The sequence below is a fragment of the Negativicoccus succinicivorans genome (genome assembly GCF_018372215.1).
In the GTDB taxonomy this organism is placed as follows: Bacteria; Bacillota; Negativicutes; order Veillonellales; family Negativicoccaceae; genus Negativicoccus.
Genome location: NZ_JAHAJN010000010.1, coordinates 1 through 16,567 on the forward strand (window position 1 = coordinate 1; position 16,567 = coordinate 16,567).

The 16,567-nt window shown below is 40.9% G+C and carries 18 protein-coding genes; 5 read left to right on the top strand and 13 right to left on the bottom strand.

The annotated features are described in order from the left end of the window. Window positions 1-344, bottom strand: a 344-nt coding sequence (locus tag KIB08_RS05730) for an SMI1/KNR4 family protein (RefSeq protein WP_303990699.1), incomplete at its 3' end; no start/stop codon positions are given. 305 nt (window positions 345-649) lie between these two features. Between KIB08_RS05730 and KIB08_RS05735 the strand changes: the two genes are divergently transcribed. The 4 genes from KIB08_RS05735 (at window position 650) to KIB08_RS05750 (ending at window position 3,111) form a co-directional block, all read left to right on the top strand. After that, a complete protein-coding gene (locus tag KIB08_RS05735) occupies window positions 650-1,429 on the top strand; it encodes a Fic family protein (RefSeq protein ID WP_303990701.1) in 780 nt (259 codons plus the stop codon). Window positions 1,430-1,779: 350 nt separating this feature from the next. After that, window positions 1,780-2,004, top strand: a complete 225-nt coding sequence (locus KIB08_RS05740; protein ID WP_156101887.1) for a DUF6290 family protein — start codon at window positions 1,780-1,782, stop codon at window positions 2,002-2,004. Between the two features lie 38 nt (window positions 2,005-2,042). Then, entirely contained in the window at window positions 2,043-2,321 is a 279-nt protein-coding gene (locus KIB08_RS05745; RefSeq protein ID WP_034440288.1) for a hypothetical protein, read from the top strand. Continuing rightward, a complete protein-coding gene (locus KIB08_RS05750; RefSeq protein ID WP_303990719.1) occupies window positions 2,302-3,111 on the top strand; it encodes a zeta toxin family protein in 810 nt (269 codons plus the stop codon). The genes KIB08_RS05745 and KIB08_RS05750 overlap by 20 nt, the downstream gene beginning before the upstream one ends. 576 nt (window positions 3,112-3,687) lie before the next feature. Here the strand turns inward: KIB08_RS05750 and KIB08_RS05755 are convergent. From KIB08_RS05755 to KIB08_RS05790, 8 genes are all read right to left on the bottom strand, one after another. After that, a complete protein-coding gene (locus tag KIB08_RS05755; RefSeq protein ID WP_303990722.1) occupies window positions 3,688-4,890 on the bottom strand; it encodes a protein kinase in 1,203 nt (400 codons plus the stop codon). A gap of 108 nt (window positions 4,891-4,998) precedes the next feature. Further along, complete coding sequence (locus KIB08_RS05760; RefSeq protein ID WP_303990725.1) at window positions 4,999-5,337, bottom strand: nucleotidyltransferase family protein; 339 nt, start codon at window positions 5,335-5,337, stop codon at window positions 4,999-5,001. 121 nt (window positions 5,338-5,458) lie between these two features. After that, a complete protein-coding gene (locus tag KIB08_RS05765) occupies window positions 5,459-6,409 on the bottom strand; it encodes a HipA domain-containing protein (RefSeq protein ID WP_303990730.1) in 951 nt (316 codons plus the stop codon). After that, a complete protein-coding gene (locus KIB08_RS05770; RefSeq protein ID WP_303990732.1) occupies window positions 6,390-6,659 on the bottom strand; it encodes a hypothetical protein in 270 nt (89 codons plus the stop codon). Before KIB08_RS05770 ends, KIB08_RS05765 begins: the two co-directional genes overlap by 20 nt. 34 nt (window positions 6,660-6,693) lie before the next feature. Continuing rightward, window positions 6,694-6,906, bottom strand: coding sequence for a hypothetical protein (locus tag KIB08_RS05775; RefSeq protein WP_303990735.1), 213 nt, complete (start codon window positions 6,904-6,906; stop codon window positions 6,694-6,696). Window positions 6,907-6,914: 8 nt separating this feature from the next. Further along, window positions 6,915-8,318 (bottom strand): HipA domain-containing protein, encoded by a 1,404-nt coding sequence (locus tag KIB08_RS05780; RefSeq protein WP_303990737.1) that lies wholly within the window; start codon window positions 8,316-8,318, stop codon window positions 6,915-6,917. A gap of 130 nt (window positions 8,319-8,448) precedes the next feature. Then, window positions 8,449-8,724, bottom strand: a complete 276-nt coding sequence (locus tag KIB08_RS05785) for a hypothetical protein (protein ID WP_303990740.1) — start codon at window positions 8,722-8,724, stop codon at window positions 8,449-8,451. A gap of 66 nt (window positions 8,725-8,790) precedes the next feature. After that, the gene (locus KIB08_RS05790) at window positions 8,791-9,513 is read right to left on the bottom strand and encodes a Fic family protein (RefSeq protein WP_303990743.1); all 723 of its coding nucleotides are present in this window, start codon (window positions 9,511-9,513) and stop codon (window positions 8,791-8,793) included. A 297-nt stretch (window positions 9,514-9,810) separates the two neighbouring features. Between KIB08_RS05790 and KIB08_RS05795 the strand changes: the two genes are divergently transcribed. Continuing rightward, window positions 9,811-10,074, top strand: coding sequence for a hypothetical protein (locus tag KIB08_RS05795; protein WP_303990746.1), 264 nt, complete (start codon window positions 9,811-9,813; stop codon window positions 10,072-10,074). Between the two features lie 194 nt (window positions 10,075-10,268). Here KIB08_RS05795 and KIB08_RS05800 read toward each other — a convergent pair whose 3' ends face one another. From KIB08_RS05800 to KIB08_RS05815, 4 genes are all read right to left on the bottom strand, one after another. Further along, window positions 10,269-10,907: a recombinase family protein gene (locus KIB08_RS05800; RefSeq protein ID WP_303990749.1), complete on the bottom strand. Its 639-nt coding sequence runs from the start codon at window positions 10,905-10,907 to the stop codon at window positions 10,269-10,271. Between the two features lie 42 nt (window positions 10,908-10,949). Next, window positions 10,950-11,222: a hypothetical protein gene (locus KIB08_RS05805; protein ID WP_303990752.1), complete on the bottom strand. Its 273-nt coding sequence runs from the start codon at window positions 11,220-11,222 to the stop codon at window positions 10,950-10,952. A 208-nt stretch (window positions 11,223-11,430) separates the two neighbouring features. Continuing rightward, the gene (locus KIB08_RS05810; protein ID WP_303990755.1) at window positions 11,431-15,381 is read right to left on the bottom strand and encodes a type I restriction endonuclease subunit R; all 3,951 of its coding nucleotides are present in this window, start codon (window positions 15,379-15,381) and stop codon (window positions 11,431-11,433) included. A 10-nt stretch (window positions 15,382-15,391) separates the two neighbouring features. Then, window positions 15,392-16,564 carry a restriction endonuclease subunit S gene (locus KIB08_RS05815; protein WP_303990758.1) on the bottom strand — a complete coding sequence of 391 codons (1,173 nt, stop codon included), beginning with the start codon at window positions 16,562-16,564 and terminating at the stop codon, window positions 15,392-15,394. Window positions 16,565-16,567: the final 3 nt, after the last annotated feature.

Below are 16,567 nucleotides of genomic sequence, written 5' to 3' on the forward strand. Positions count from 1 at the left end.
ATTTTGTCTGTTTCCTTTAAAATACAAACTAAACTTCCATCACCTAAACCGCCAATAGGAAAAACAGTATTATTTGATATGTTGCTTTCTTCGTCGTCGCTATAGTTTGCAATAAAAGCAGGGTATTCACAGCCTAATTCCTCTAAAGTGAAAATCCATGGATCAACAAAATGGCAGCCACCAAATTCCTTGAGTAAATACCGATATTCTGACGGAATTGGTTCGAATTTGTTTTCAAACTCAGATATGTCTTTTTCGGACTCCGAGTGATATTTGCTGTGCGTGTCAGCCATAGCGCTATAAGCTTTTCTTAGTAATTTAATCTCTGCTTTTGTCAATTCCATATGCTTTCTCCAATCAATACGATGAATTATCTATAGCACCCATATAAAAGGACTGATACCCCGTCCTTTTTTGTTTACTAAAATCTCTTAACATTTTAACATTTAAACGTCGTCTATCATACCCAATGATGACCGGACAGCGACGCTCTTTTTACAAGCCTTGGAGAAAATCAACAAGCGTACCGACGTAATCGAAGCGGCAATAGCTGAGAATCTGAAGCCGTATGCGTATAGTATAATAAGAATACAAATAGCAGTAATTTGTTTTCCGCCTTTACGAGATGCATGAATACGCAGAAAGGAACATGGCAATGTTGGATATCGCGAGCACATTGCAGGTACTGAAAAACACTTCCAACGGCATATATGACGATTTCAAAGTGAAATTTCTGTATCATACCAATAAAATTGAGGGAAGCACTTTTTCTCTGCCGGAAATAACAACCTTACTGAACGACAAGATTGTCTGCGGTGGGCATTCATGGAATGATGTTGCGGAAACTAAAAATTCACTTGATTTATTCGATTACATTGTGGAAAACTGCCAAAGCCCTCTTACCGTATTTAAGTTAAGAGAATATCATCAACTGTTAAAGCAATATACGTCTGACGACGAGCACGGTTTCGCCGGCGTATTCAAAAAAATCCCCAACGTCATTATCGGACCGGCCGGCAAACGCATCGCGGTCGCGCAGCCGCATGAAGTGCCGGAAAAAATGGAATATTTATTGCGAAAATACAATGAACGCCAAATGACATTGCAAGATATGGCGGAGTTTCATCTGGAATTTGAAATCATTCATCCGTTCCAAGACGGCAACGGTCGCATCGGTCGGTTTTTATTTCTCAAACAATGCTTGGTATGCAACCAAGATCCGATTTGTATTCATAGTGAAAGCGCGCAAGCTTATCGAAACGCCTTGCAGTTATCTCGTGTGGGAAAAAGCATTGAGCCATTGACAGAAGTGTTTCAATCGGCGCAAAAAAATTTTAACGCGGAATTTCCATTAATATATGACATCCGAAAAAATTATGAGCAGGAAGCGCGAGATATAATAAATAATCAGGCAAAAAATAAAGATTGAATAAAAAGAGCAGCAAGTAAAAAGGACGGGTGGCATCCCGTCCTTTTCTGACCTCTTATTTCTCAATGTAATAAAACAATGCAGCTTTACTCAGATTTCCTCTCGTATGAAAAAGGGGGCTTTCGCCCCCTCGTGCTTTTTCCACTCCCGTTTTGATTGGACGGGCGAACCGCTTTTTCCACTCCCGTTTTGGCTGGACGGGCGAACCGCTTTTATAATTTAACTATAGTATACAGGAAAACACCTGTCAAATATGAAACCATAAAATGCTGATTGACTTTATGCATGGAAAAGCGAAAATGATTGTGCATACAACTCCCCTGTGTTACATTGTTACAAAGGGGGTTGTTATGAGCGAAACAATAACGGTGCGCTGCACTGCAAAGGAAAAACAGGCCATTATCGCTTATGCGCGACTCCGTCATAAAAGTGTTTCGGCAATAGTGTTGGAATCCGTGCTGGCGCAAATGGAGGACGCGGAAGACTATGAATCGGCTCGGATGGCAGCGAATGAACCGACGATAGACATGAAAACCCTTGCGAACGATTGCGAATTCGATTATGAAAGCTTATAAAGCAACTGCAATAAATCTTTTTCAAAGGGGGAAATACCATGGACGAATATAAAGTTGAACTAAGCCCGTCGATGATGATTTTTGAACGCGAAGTAGTTGTGGAACTGATCGCCGCAGTAACCGGCTTTTGCGGGCGAAATTGGATACAAAAAAAGAAGCCGATTCCGGAACATCTGCTGCCATTTGTTGAAAAAATTCAAGGCTATCGCGAAACAGCATTACACACGGACAATCTGGAAGAACTGTTGAAAATCAAATTTCAAGCAAGCTTAGTGTTAGAGATTTTGGATAAACTTTATGAATTACACAAAATTTGAACTCAATCAACAGATTGAATACTATCATGACCAACTTACTCGGAGCAAAACGCCGGCACTCAACCCGCGCGCCATTCTTACCGGCGGTCAACCCGGGAGCGGCAAAAGCAGCATTGTGAAGCTCGTTAATCGTAAAGATAATAATTTTATATTTCTGAATACCGACGAGTTTCGCGATTCGCATCCGCATTACACGGAAATTCAAAGGGAATACGGATCGGATCACCCGAAACACACCGCCCAATGGTCAGGCGCGATCACGGAAGCACTAATTGAGCGGCTGGCAAAAGAAAAGTACAACTTGCTGATTGAGGGAACGCTGCGTACAACGGAAGTGCCCGAACGAACCGCGAACCGCTTGCGCGCGTGCGGATATGAAGTCGATCTGTATGTTATGGCGATGAAGCCGGAAGTCAGCTTCACTGGTACCATGACAAGACTGTTTCAAGGATTGCAGCAAGACAACGCCCGCACCGTGGATAAAAAGCACCATGATTTAGTCGTTTCTTTGTTAAAAGAAAATCTTATTTATCTGGCGAACACGAAATGCTTCAGCGAAATCGTCGTATGCAATCGCGCCGGCGAACTTTTCCGTTCCCAAAACAATTCGGACGAAATCACGGCTGCCATCGATCACGAATGGTCACGACCGTTAACGGAAACGGAAACGCAAGATTTACATCAACAGCAAGCATTTATTTGCGAGATGCTGGACGCGGAGCAACAAAAAGACGTTTCCGAAATTAATGAAGCAACCGTTGCGGAAATACGTTCCTTTTTAGAAAAGTGAATCGCAATCAAGTCCCCAATAAAATCCGTGCCATACTCTGTAACGCGCAAAAATGTAATCCTGCCGGTTCGGAAACCATCATTAATAACAAAATATGCAAGCAAAAAGGACGGGGTGCACCCCGTCCTTTTTGCTGCTCCGTAGATTTTCTTGCGTGCGCGACCTTGCTCGCACCCTCTCTAGCAGTCATCCTGCACCCTTATTTTAGCACGAAGACCCTTTTAGTCAAGCCAATCAAACGCCATATCGAGCGGCGATGATAACGAGAAATCGGCAAAATTTTGATAAACCAAAAGCGCCTCCGAGGAAAGGAGACGCGTTTGGTTTGGGTGTTTTGTGTAACTCGTGTAACCTTTACCACCCTTTGGTGTTGGTGTAATCCTTGCCGCCTACAAAAACTACCTCCGGCGACGAAAATAGAAAGGGAAAAGGACGGGGTGCGACCCGTTCTTTTCGATTATAGTTTTTAACTATATGTGTTTCGCCTGATTTCATTGTAGCACGAAATCGCTAGCGATTAAATTACCTCTCAGCTAATACGAGCATTGCCGAGGTGATCGCCCGCGATGTCTGCCGCTATTCTTGATACGACCGAATCAATTTCTCCGATATGCTGTGCAGATACTTTTCTAATTGCGTCGCGATGAAATCGATATGAGGATCTTTATATCGTGGCAGTGTCAGTTTTGCCAGCTTTTGTAAGCCGGGCAAATGGCGACGGCGCAAATATAGTTGCGCTTGTTCTTCAAACGACAGTCCGATACAACTGCGACGGGTCGGAGCATATTCAGAAATATCGGCGAACTCCTCATCGGTGGCGTTGAAAAAGAGAGAGTTTCCGTGGTCAAAGAGCGGCGCGGGGCCTTTCAGGCAATTGCTATTCGTGTCCAGTAAAAACCCGAAATTGCCCAAGTGTCGATCCTCATTGGCGATTACCGCGTCAAACAAAAGCATGTCTTCCCACTGCGTCATGCCGTATCTTTCGCCGATATCTTCCCATGTTCGCGGATCGTTTAGCGAATGGGTTTGAAAATATTCCGCCCCCAGCGCATCATACATCGAAATAAAGCCGGTGTTTTCATCCGTAAAAAGCGGGCATTTGCTGACGGTAACGCCATGAAGTTCCGTCAGTTTGTAGGGAACATGGTTCAAATTCATCGCCTTGGCGATTTCCGCTGCAAATGTTTCCATGTACGGCTCCAGCCCGCCATTAGCGAAGCGTTCACTGCCGCCTTTATATAAATAAATCCGATCCTCTTCCCGTTGCCAACATTTCCGCAATGCGCCGCCTGTCGTAAATTCCGGCGTCGTTATCACGCCGTCAATCCGACCGCCGACACCGGTAAACGCGAGCCGCGCGACCCGATCATCGAATGCGTTTTGATATGCATTGACCGCCTCCCACGATACATCGCGTTCCCTTACCGGACAAATCCAAAACGAATCGTTAAGTGAAAGTCCGTAAGTAACATCGATACACGTAAACGGGTTCGCGCCGGAGTCAATCGCCTTCATGAGACAATCCGCGAACGCTCTGCTTTCCGGCACTTTTCTTGATTTGAGCCAGTTCTCTAAGCGGCGATCCAATTTCTCCGCGCCGACGGTTTCCCCCTGCATCTGCAGCGGCAGTTGCGCGACATCTTCACATAGCGAATCGACGCGGACTTGATACGCAACGCCAACTTGCGCCCTCGTTGTTGCCGGAGACGTGACTTCCGTTTCTTTTTTAATGATTTCAAAAGTTAAAAGATTTTTGTCCTTATTTCGCAAAAGATACACGATAAGCCGCCTCCATCCGGCGCGAGAGCCTTTTAAGGAAGGAACAGGAAGGAATCATTCAGTTCATCCTTTTATCATTTGAGGACGTGTCCCCTCGCTGACACTCGCTCATCGCCGAATGCTTTTCTTCGGTTCTTCTTCCTTTTTAAAAATAGGTTTTGCCGATTTGGAAACCTCCTGACTGAATATTTTGTCCGCATGTTCTCGCAATGCATTTAACGTAACAATATCTACTTTTTTCCCCAGCTGTTCCTCCATTGAATTTCTTATTTTAATTAAATGCAAATATCCTTGTACGTTTGTGCTATCAATAATTAAATCAACATCACTGTCCGGTCGGGCCGTTCCGTCGGCATACGATCCGAAAATATATACTTCCGGTATATCGTACTTTTCGCAAACGGGAATAATTCGTTCTTTTATTTCAGATAGACTTAACGTCCTCATCGTTCTACCTCCCTTCATTTATTTCATTCTAAATACTTTTTTGCGCAAATAATCGCGACTTCTTCACGGATTACATGCGCGTGTTGTTCTCTTGTTGAAGCTCGCGCATCGCCGAATGCTTTCAGCGTTCCAAACCTTTGTCGATCGACTCGGACTCATTAAACGAATTTTCTTTTTCCGCTTTCATGGCGCGCTTTAAGGCCGGCTCTAAAAGCAGTTCTTTTCGCAGTGTCAATAAATGAATAAGAAATTCTTTTCTGATATCTGTAATGACGGGGGTATCGGTGATAATGGCTTTGATTGTATCCATATCAATTCGCGGCACGATTCGTTTTACGGCAGCAAGGAAGTCGGGATTTTCATAATTCCGACAAAAATCCAAAAAGTTAATTTTAGCTCCCTTATAACGAACGGTAGAGGACGGTTCATTGGCGGAAAGTTGTTTCATCATGCTTTCGCTTTGTAAGCAGGTCATCATCTCTTCGTTTGTTAAAAGCGGGAAAAGAGATGATCCGCAATCATATATCGGCGCTAAAGAAACTTCAAATGTATGGTTGTCGACCAAATATCCCCAGTTCCCGTTATGACGATCCGAATTAGCAATAAACGCATCCACGACAAACATATCCCAATATCTGTCGGTTAATACCTTCGGTTGAAAAACAGTTTGCTTTGAAATGAGCTCCAGCGTTCCCTCAAGAGTGGTAATCGCTTGCGATGCGCTGTTTTTTGAAATAGACGGATGCATAAAATCGGTGGCCAATTCTTTGAACGAATACAGCCGCGTATTTCCTTGGCAAAAATGTTTGCAGGCAACGGCGATTCTATCGTCTCGTTTTACCAAAAAAGTTTCTTGTGTCGGCAGTCCGATCGATTCATAAATATGGGATCCGATATATTCTGATGTGTGATGATGCGTGTGTGAAATGGAAGCTTTGCGCCGGGGATGTTCTTCAAACTTTAAAATATATAGAGAATCGTTTCCTTGAACGGCATATTTATAACTTGCTCCGTCAAATCTAAGGGGCGTGATTTTTTCAAAGTGCGTAAAATCACTTATTATAGGTTTCACAATTATGTAACACCTCTTCTATAAATTCAACACAATATTTTTCGTGTAAAAAATGCGATTCCTCCGGTGTTATCTCGCCTGCCATTAAGCATCGATTGATAGTCGGATGAATATTTCCTAACTCAAAACCTAACATACATTCTGCCTCCAAACCTTTTTCACCACCTTTTTTTATTTCACTTTCCAGCAACTTTATTTTTTTGATTTGTTCTTGTAACGAATTTGGAATGCGTATTTTTTCAATGTTCATTCTTTTTCTCCTTATGTACAATCGTGGTAACCTTCTAAATTCCTAAATATTTTTTTCGAAGCTCGCGCGCTTCGGCTTCGGTAATAACGTCATGAATCAGCGCCTGATTGATATCCGCATAAACTTCTTCCCACACGAGTTTGACTTTCAAGTCGATCCAAATATCGTTTGTTTTTTCATATTCCTCTTCTAACCGTTTTTGTTTGTCCAGTGTATCTTGCAGATACTTAGGAATTTTTATGTCCATTTTATCTCCTAAAATCCCAAATACTTTTTTCGTAAATAATCGGCGACTTCTTCACTGATTACATACGCGTGTTGGTACATATTAATCGTGCCGTAAAGCTCATTATGATAAACATCCCAATTTCTTTCATCGTCTTGATAATCTAACCAATTTTGGATATCTTGTTGCAGGTCTTTCGGCAAGGCTTTTTCATCGAACTCCGGTTCCAATTCCTTTTCCTCGATGGACTTTGCAACACGAATCGTCGCATTTTTGCTTTCCTTTCCTTTTCCCATGTCGTGAATCCTTTCTACCAGTAAAGCGGCTATCTCTTCAACGCGCTCTTCCCCAAAGGCGGGGTGTCGCAGCTTTTTATAATTTCTGTCCAAAATCTCCGGTATTTTATCACAGATGTCCAACGAATCCATGTCCATATGACGAATATATTTTAATTCGTTTTGATGGGTATTGCCGAATGATTTGGAGCGTTCATAAATCTGATGATTCCGTATTGATAAGTTCATATATCCTAAGCTGCTGCCGTTATCAAAAATGGGCGCGAGACCGATGTATTCCAATGTATCACTGTCTCGCAAAGCGCCGAAATTTCCCCAATGGCGATCCTCATTCACACAAATAAAATCAAGTATAATCATTTGTTCCAGCTGTTTTCGCGCCCGTTCCTGATCCATACCGCACTCGGTTATTTCTTTCAGATAATATTCGTAATAACTTTCATGGTTCAGTTTTGGTTTAGCAACAAACTGCCATGCCGGGATAAATTCAATTCGCGAATTTGTGAATGACGGACATATCGATACATCCGCAGCCGTTATATAAGACAAGTCATACGTAACACCGGGCATATTCATAATCTTCATCATGTCCGAAATTACGGCTTCGTTATAAGGTTGTTGATAAAAAGACCTTTGCCCGTTTTTTATAAAAAACAGATCACTATCTTTCTTTGTCCACATTTGCGGTAATGACCCGTTATTGGTTGTGTTGGGGGTCGGATTCATTCGCTCGCTTTCATCAAGGCTTGATTGATCTAATGATAAAAATAATAAGTCTGATGAAAAATCATTGTCATAGAAATTCACCTTTTCCCAGTTCAAGTCTTGTTTTTTATCTTCCGGACAAAGCCAATAATGATCAGCGATGCTGACCATATAGGACGGTAAGGCTAACTCATACGAACTGTTTGCTTGATAATATTCTTTTATTTCCTCAAGATTAGGTCGATTTTTAGGAATAACCCTATGCTTCAAAAACCGATTCAATTCATGGTTATTGCAATTATTTTCCCCTAACATATTCACCGGCAAATGTTCCGCATTGATGATGGCGTTTATTTGGAAATAATCCATATCCGGTTCTTTTCGTACCTCTAAAACTTCGATATTTTTATGCATTAATAAAAACGTGTTCATTGCCGGTACACCTCTCGTTCGTATTGTCTGACCCAACGGTAAAAGTTTTTTGAAACGCCTGATGTATGAAAGGCCTCCACTGCGGTGATTTCTTTCTTTATCCGCCGGTTATACGTCGGAAAAATTTCGTTTAACTGATATAGTATCTGAAATATAAAGCATCAAAATCCTCTTGCGATATGCCTTCCTTTGTTTTCGCCATTATGCCCGGCCATTGCTGTTTATCTTCATATTCCCAAAGCAAGGACATGTATTCGGGATCTTCGTCACCCATTTCGTCACTCATTTCGTCACTCATTTTGTTTAGAATGACATATAATTCTTCCAACCGATCAACGTATTCTTTTATTTCCCCCGATAAATTTTGAGGGATGGGATAGGCTTCTCTGATATATGCTTTTAACATAGCTATGCTCCTCCTAAAGTTATAAAAGCTCTTTATTGATCATGTTTAGTAGTCAGATTGCAAGGGCTACTCTCTTATGAATTTCGCGCAAATGAATTGATAATCATCTTGCGCTTTGCCGCAGGTTTCAAATAAACGATTCGGCAAGCCTTGCCGGCACTCATTAAGCGCGGTCATATACCACGGTTTTATTTCCGGGCTAATAATAAGCGGCGGGATGTTGTGATGCAAACACTCTTTGAACATGAGCAAGCGACCGACACGACCGTTGCCGTCTTGAAACGGATGAATGGTTTCAAAACCGTAATGCGCCAGAGCGATTTCTTTCAGTTGCGGATTCGTTTCGCTCTGCCAGTCATGCAGCCATGTTTTCATATGCTCCGGCGTTTCTTCCGGCGATGATGTTTCGGTCAGCAGGCCGATCCGATTGGCTTCTTTTTTATAATCCCCGACGGCGAACCAAGTTTTCATCGCTTCCTCTGTTCCCCAAAACAGCAGGTGGTGAAAATGCTTTATCTGTTCTTCCGTGAGCGTTTGCTCCGCGATATCCAGCATGTAATCGAATGCTATGCCGTGATTACGCGTTTGAATCGCGTCATTCAGTTTCGGATAGTCTTTGCCGTTCAATCGTCCGGTGGTTAAAATAGCGTGGGTATCCTCCAAGCTGACCGTGCTGCCCTCAATCGTATTGGAAGTATATGTCAGCCAAACTTTAGTGTATTCGTACAATCCGCCGGAAATGCCGCACCCCTTTTCGCCTCGCAGACGTTCTAAAATAATATTTTCCATATTGCTCCTTCCGCCTTCATAATCGATGAGTTCGTGCTGACGCGCTAAAAAGCATCTGTCGCTTTCATGGTAGTGCTTTTACGCTGATTTGACCAGTTTGTAAAAAGCCAAGTCGATCCGATTAAAAAATTTGGTCTTCATTTGCCATCACAAAAGAAATCTCTGAAAACAATTCGATTGCGCGCATCATCAAAAGTTGTGAATTTATCGAATGAATGGGAGAATAGGTTCAGGAGAAACTTTTCTACCGGAGATAAATATGAAGTGTCGGTATATGATTGGAAGGTATTAATCGACATGAAGCTGGCCGCTTTCGCGAAACAAGAAAATATCCGCGATTTTTACGATCTGGCCTTTTTCATTAACCGATGTCCCGATCTTTTTTCTAATGAGCAATTATTTCAAATAAAAACTGTTATGGAGTATAAAGGACTACGCATATTGGCCGGATATTTAGAAACAGAACTTGCCACGCCTTGGCTGGCGAAAATTGGCGCCAACGACTTGGTAGCAAGCACCTTTGCCAAAACGGAAGACCTGTTAATCACTCGAAACCAATAAAAAGACAGATCTGCAAACGACAAAGCGTAGGGTAAAGATGGGAGTGTAATCTCCCGTCTTTTTTATTGGATACGATTCTTTTTCATGTTTTGAGCAATCCGAATCCGCTGATCTTCTTTCGCGCTCCATTCTTTGTCCATAAAAACAACTGTATATCTAAATATTTTGCGCGTAGATAGTCGGCCACTTGTTTGCTAATCACATATGCAAGTTGGTGCATTTTGTATCTCTCGTTTGTATTGTCTGACCCAACGGTAAAAAGTATTTTTTGAAATACCTAATGTATGAAACGCTTCTACTGCTGTTATTTCTTTCTTTACCCACCGATCATATATTGGAAAAAATTCCGGCGGTAATACTTTTTTCGGGCGGCCTAGCCTTATACCTCTGGCGCGCGCTGCGGCAATGCCTTCGGCTTGCCTTTTTTTAGTGCGCAACATTTCTGTTTCCGCAAGAGTAGATAAAACCTCAATCAACAGATTATTGACCATATCCATAATTGATTTTCCTAATTCTCCATAATTAGAAAAATCAATTAAAGTAGTCGGAACATCAAGTACTCGAACCGTTATTTCTTTCTCTCTAAAATAAAGTAGTTGGTCTTTGATGATTTTTTTATTTCGTCCTAGTCGATCCAGCTCATGAATATATAATTCATCGCCGGGGCGCAACAGCCGCTTTAATAAATCCAGTCCGGGACGATCTCCAACTTTACCGGTAATCCGATCAACAATAATATCGCGTTCATCGGATATGTATTTCTTTAATTCGTCAATTTGGCGTTTCGGATTTTGCTCTCTTGTCGAAACTCGTACATAGCCGAAAGTTTTCATCGTTCTAAACCTTTTCCGGTCGGCTTGGAGATGTTTGTAAAATCATTTATCTTCATCTTCATCTGCTCCTATATAGTAACGAAAACAATATCGTGCATAATCTTCGCGGCCAACATTGTCATCCAATTTAGCTGCAATATCCAATTCTTCATTTGTTTGATAAAATTTCCACAGCTTGTCCATGTATTCCGGTCCGTTTGGGTTCATCGTTTGTAATTCCATATATAACGCTTCCATTTCATCGACCAATCTTTGAACTTCTTTAGATTTTTTATCCGGCAACGTAACGTCTTCCCGAATATATGCTCGTAACATAGTAAATATTTCTCCTTTCGTCATAATAATCTATTGATCTTTTGTGCGACGTACTAATAACATAATTTCTACATTTATAATACTACAATCCTTGTTATTTTTATAGGCATAAAAAAGTAGACTTTGATGAGACTCTTTATCGAAAGTTTATTACCCAATTTAAAAGGGATCGGATTGCAATCCGATCCCTTTTGTTGATGCGTGTTATTTATTTGGATTTTGGCTCGCTTAAAAGGTGATTCAAATTTTGCGATGCCAGCTCTTTTATAATATCGTCATAATCAGTTGCCCATTTAAGATGAAGCAGCATATCGTAAGTGGCCTTCTCCACTCCTTCTTTCCCCGGCAAATCCACATCAAGAGTAATCCCTGCTAATTCCAGCATTTTTTTCGACACTCGTGACGGCATATGGACTCCCAAGCAAGTCGATATTACATTGAGCTTGTTTAAGTTTACACCTCTCCTCATGTTGCTAATAATTAACTTGCCTAACCCCGTGGTATTTTCTAAAAGCCTGAATGAATAGTTGCATACTTGTTTACTCATTAGTTTTTGTAGTGCATCGCCAAACTCAAGATTATTTATAGCTTTTAACATTTCACCGGACATCTCATTTACTAAACCGTATTGGACCAATAACTCTTCCGGTATATGGTCATGACAGTTAAACGATTTAGATCCCAGAGCTGACGGTAAAGTCACATATTTAAGCTTTCCATCTTCGTCTGTAATAAACTTTAAGAAACACTCTTCTCCATGTTCTTTCGCATAATCCGTTAGCGCAAGGACACCGGATGCTTTCTTTTCCAAATAAGTATCTTTGTTCAGGCATAAATGATCATCGACATAAGCAAACGCATCGCTCTCAATAATCGATGCCAAGGCACCGCCTTCTTTATACCATGAGCTTAGTTGCGCAGTGGGAACCGTAGTTACAATTTTTGTATCCTTTATGTCTTCTTCGGTCAGAGCAACATCGATTTGCTTGTACTCTTTCGTTTTATATTCCTCATTGAGAGCCTCTTCATAGTCTATTTCGACAAACTGATCCTCTCCGTCATGCAAAAGAAAGTACCGCAAATATTCATCTATATACATAGACAGGTAGCTATCAGAATAGCTTTCTCCATGTGCGGCCTCGAAAAACTTCCGTGACTTCTCTCGATCACAACTTTCTTTCAATTCATCGAAGACTCCATATTCAGAAATGTTAGTCTCAGTAACTCCCTTTCTGAACAGCTCTCGTAAAAGCTCTTCAGAGCAACCAAGATTTTTAACGACTCTTTTTATTTTGCTGTTTTCAAGCTTACCAAGCATTTCATTGATATAATCGTTAAAAGTTTTATTTGGATTCAGTTCAATATTGCCGGACTGAATGTCATAAAGTAAGATCCCCGCAAGTTTTTGTCTTTCTTGGGAAAGCATGGAAAATGAGCTATGCAGTTCTTTCCTTAGTTTTTCCACCTCTTTTGGGGAAACATCCTCCGCTAATAACTTGATATATTTCTCAAATCGAGAGTTCATATAGTCCTTATCAATCTTCTCACTATCGTGCTCTATAATTCGAGTATCTATATCAAAGGGAACATCATCGATTCCGTCCCCCGGGTCAGCTTTCGGTAATTCATGATATCTGGCTAAAAGCTTTAAATAGTCTTCTTCTGTGAAGATGACAGAAACGGTAGAGCCCTCAGTCTTATCTTTGTACTCCTTCACGCTCCACTCAAACCCCTGAATTAAAGCCGCATCCAGATACCTTGAAAATGCATTGAACTCTTTCGCAAACTTCGCCTTGACTCGACCATCTTCCGGTAGTTTTTCAAAATTTTCAACACCGGCGTTTTCAAACAAATCTCTTATATTTTCAAAGCCATTGTTCATATTCCTGATGTTAGCGGGTAATTTATCCACAAATAAACCTTGCGGAACATCTCCGGAATATGCTTTTATCGCTTCGTTTAGATTTCTCTCCATCGTGTTGGGTCTTCTGTACCATTTTATAATTCCAAATGGTTTTTCTTTTCTGTTGTAGACCCTATTCGTTCTTGAAATCGCTTGAATGAGATTTTCATATTCAAGCACTTTGTCAAGGTACAGGGTGTTCACTCTTTTAGAGTCAAACCCCGTCAACATTTGATTGACAACAATCAAAATGTCGATTTGTTCATCTCTGTTGATGTTTTCGTATGGCTCCTTATGAGCAAGTCTGGTGCTGACATCCTTTCTGAATTTATCATAAGTCGGAATCGTAAATGACATATCATACTTCGCATTATAGTCTTCAAGCATTTCTACAATGCCATCCTCTTTATCCAGAGAGGTTTGTCCATTGTTATCGATGGTCGGGTCAAACATAGCGGTAATATTAAGCTCTGCCATTTCGCTCTTCATAAGCCTATAGTAAGCAACCGCTTCAGGAATACTGGAGGTAGCAAAAATCGCGTGAAATTTATTGTCATTACTATATAAAGGCCACTTTTTCTTTATATCAGCAATGACGTCCCGTCGATACGCTTCCGTCTCGTATTGCGCATTGGGCACATAGTCTTCTATGCCCTTGACCCATTTGTTATTGATGCTTTTTCCGCACATGCCCACTTTAGAAGAGTCCATAAATTTGAGGAAAACTTCTTTTTTCTTTTTATCCGCCATAGCGTCGGCAAGAGACTCCGCCTTAGCCTCATGCAAAGCGACCTGCATTCTAACATCTTCGTCCGGATACACCTTTACCATGTACGGATCAAATCCGAGAACGTTTCCATCTCTGATACCATCTGATAAAGTATATCTATGAATTTCATCTCCAAAGATCGTTGGTGTGGTACTGTCTTTCTTGATATTAACTTCTTGAATAGGCGTACCCGTAAACCCAAACATAAGAGCTTTTCGGAAAGTTTTCTTTATCGTTGCTAGCATTTCGCCAAAAGTAGACCTGTGGCACTCGTCAACAATAATGACCAGTCTCTTTTTCGCAATAGATTCAACATCAGCTGCATTTAAAGCTTCCGAGTCCGCACTAATATTGGATAACTTTTGAATAGATGTGACTATAAGCGTATTGTCGTAATCATTACTCTTTAGCTTGCTAATTAGGACGTTGGTGTTTTCTGTAGCCTGCACTGATTCATCATCATTTTTAAAGGCCCTATACTCACTTAAAGATTGTGTAGCAAGCTCTTTCCTATCCACGAGAAAGATAACTTTATCAGCGTCATTGGAAGACGCAATAAGTTGCGCCGATTTAAAACTGGTCATGGTCTTTCCGGATCCCGTTGTGTGCCATATGTGACCACCCAATTGATTGCCTTCAGACCAATTGTTTTTCGCTACTTTCTCGGCTATGCCGTTGGCCGCAAAGTATTGATAAGATCTCATGACCTTTAAAATACCATCGCTGCTGTCAGCGACCGTATAAAACCCGATTAACTGATGCGCCATCGGAATGTTCAATAAGTTCGCTATGACATCTGCCCAATTCTTAATCGGTTTGTTATTAAAATTTTCCCAGTGAAAATAAAAGTCTTGATTGAATTTTCCTTCTCCAGGGTTAGCAAAATAAACGGTTTCTTCCGGCTGCATGGCTACAAATATCTGCACAAGAGAAAAGAGACCCCTAAAAATCCCCTCATGGGAGTATTTTTCGATTTGGTTATATGCTTGGCTAACTTCAATACCGCTTCTTTTCAGCTCCAAATGAATCACAGGCATGCCGTTAATAAGCAGCATCAAATCGCCTCTTCTATCATTTAAGATAGAAGATTTCGCTTTAAATTTCGGCTGGCAAACAATTTGATATCTGCTATCCCCAAGGGCGATCTCTTGCCTGTCATAGATTTTCAAGCTGACTTCTTTACCCAAATGCAGCTTATCGTCAGGATTATCCCTTTTAATCGAGACACTCCTGCCGTTAATAAAACCATTGAGCCTCATAGGACTTTGCAGGGCAGTAATCTGCTCTAAAATTTGGTCCATTTCCGTTCTCGTTAGAGGCACATCATTCAGCTTATCTATTGACCGATTATTTTGAAATAAAATATCCGCCCAATTTTGTATAAGCTCCTCTTCGGTAGGATAGTAAATAACCTCTTTTTCCCAGCCATATTGTACTAAAGTGTCAATCACCGCTTTTTCAAATTCAGCTTCCGTGTTAAATAGCATTTTTCGGCTCCTAGACGAACATCTTATCAAGCAACAATGACTTAATATTCTTTAGTTTCTCAAGCTTTTCTTTGTTAAGTGCTATAAGTTGATCAAGTTTAGAAAAGTATTCTCCTATTGCTTTTTGCTCCTCATAATTACGAGATACATAAACCTCTAACTCCTTGAAATCAGGGTATTTTAAGTTCCAGTTATCCGAAGTAATTCCTTTAGAGTGAATTTGGAACATGTGCGTAATATCAGCCCGCTTGAATAGATAAGAAAAGCATTTTGAGTCAATTCCATCATTAGGACTAAGAACAGTATATGCAGGACTTACTATACCTTCATAGGGGGAGTAACCACTTGCACCCTGCCACATTCTCATGGAATTATAAGCAATATCGCCAATATATACTTTCTTGTATTTATTCTTGTTATCATTTGAATTATTTTTCCTATCCAGTTCAGAAAACTTCTTTATTCCTTGATTTATTGTAACTGACAAAAGCTCTCCTTCTGGAAAACTTTCTATTCTTTCTGAAAAACAATCCCCTAGCTTTCGTTTTTCCCATTCTTCACTAAAGCCATCAAACCGTACTTCCGGAGTCGTTTTTCCCTCTTTTGGGAAAAGCTTGTAAAGCATAGCCTTTTTTAAGTCGAGAAATTTTTCGTATTTCTGCCGATAAAGTGTGATAAGGTGGTCAAGTTTTGAAAAGTACTCCCCAATTGCTTGTTGCTCTTCATTTGATGCTGTCTTTATTTCCGCATTTTTGAGGCTATCCGAATTAAGAGATTCAAAAGTAGAACCCGTCGAATCTTTCCTCCAACAGCCTTCTTTGTCCCTCTTTACAAGCAATTGATAGATAAACTCATTCCCTTTAATTGCTGCAACGCCTCGCCCAATTACCGTACTATAAGCAGTTTTCCCCATTGCTCCAGCAGGTGCTCGCACACTCATAATCAAATCTCCGATATCAGCTTGTTTAGTTATTTGTGTTGTCCAAACTCTTGGCTTTACCCAGCCATCTTCTAAATCAGCATTTCCTTGAACCAAAACATAATCGCTTGGTATCTCTGAATATGTGTCTCCATCAGGAGATTGTCCCATTGTTATTTGAACAACTTTCCCCAACTTATGCTGTTTCCAATCGTCAGTAAATCCTTCAAACCTTATTTGGGGCACATTTTTGTTTTGCCTCATGCT

Excerpts from the sequence above, each read along its gene's own strand:
- KIB08_RS05735 (WP_303990701.1), top strand. The coding sequence starts at position 650 with ATGGCAATGTTGGATATCGCGAGCACATTGCAGGTACTGAAAAACACT.
- KIB08_RS05740 (WP_156101887.1), top strand. The coding sequence starts at position 1,780 with ATGAGCGAAACAATAACGGTGCGCTGCACTGCAAAGGAAAAACAGGCC.
- KIB08_RS05745 (WP_034440288.1), top strand. The coding sequence starts at position 2,043 with ATGGACGAATATAAAGTTGAACTAAGCCCGTCGATGATGATTTTTGAA.
- KIB08_RS05750 (WP_303990719.1), top strand. The coding sequence starts at position 2,302 with ATGAATTACACAAAATTTGAACTCAATCAACAGATTGAATACTATCAT.
- KIB08_RS05760 (WP_303990725.1), bottom strand. The coding sequence starts at position 5,337 with ATGAGGACGTTAAGTCTATCTGAAATAAAAGAACGAATTATTCCCGTT.
- KIB08_RS05770 (WP_303990732.1), bottom strand. The coding sequence starts at position 6,659 with ATGAACATTGAAAAAATACGCATTCCAAATTCGTTACAAGAACAAATC.
- KIB08_RS05775 (WP_303990735.1), bottom strand. The coding sequence starts at position 6,906 with ATGGACATAAAAATTCCTAAGTATCTGCAAGATACACTGGACAAACAA.
- KIB08_RS05780 (WP_303990737.1), bottom strand. The coding sequence starts at position 8,318 with ATGAACACGTTTTTATTAATGCATAAAAATATCGAAGTTTTAGAGGTA.
- KIB08_RS05785 (WP_303990740.1), bottom strand. The coding sequence starts at position 8,724 with ATGTTAAAAGCATATATCAGAGAAGCCTATCCCATCCCTCAAAATTTA.
- KIB08_RS05790 (WP_303990743.1), bottom strand. The coding sequence starts at position 9,513 with ATGGAAAATATTATTTTAGAACGTCTGCGAGGCGAAAAGGGGTGCGGC.
- KIB08_RS05795 (WP_303990746.1), top strand. The coding sequence starts at position 9,811 with ATGAAGCTGGCCGCTTTCGCGAAACAAGAAAATATCCGCGATTTTTAC.
- KIB08_RS05800 (WP_303990749.1), bottom strand. The coding sequence starts at position 10,907 with ATGAAAACTTTCGGCTATGTACGAGTTTCGACAAGAGAGCAAAATCCG.
- KIB08_RS05805 (WP_303990752.1), bottom strand. The coding sequence starts at position 11,222 with ATGTTACGAGCATATATTCGGGAAGACGTTACGTTGCCGGATAAAAAA.
- KIB08_RS05810 (WP_303990755.1), bottom strand. The coding sequence starts at position 15,381 with ATGCTATTTAACACGGAAGCTGAATTTGAAAAAGCGGTGATTGACACT.
- KIB08_RS05815 (WP_303990758.1), bottom strand. The coding sequence starts at position 16,564 with ATGAGGCAAAACAAAAATGTGCCCCAAATAAGGTTTGAAGGATTTACT.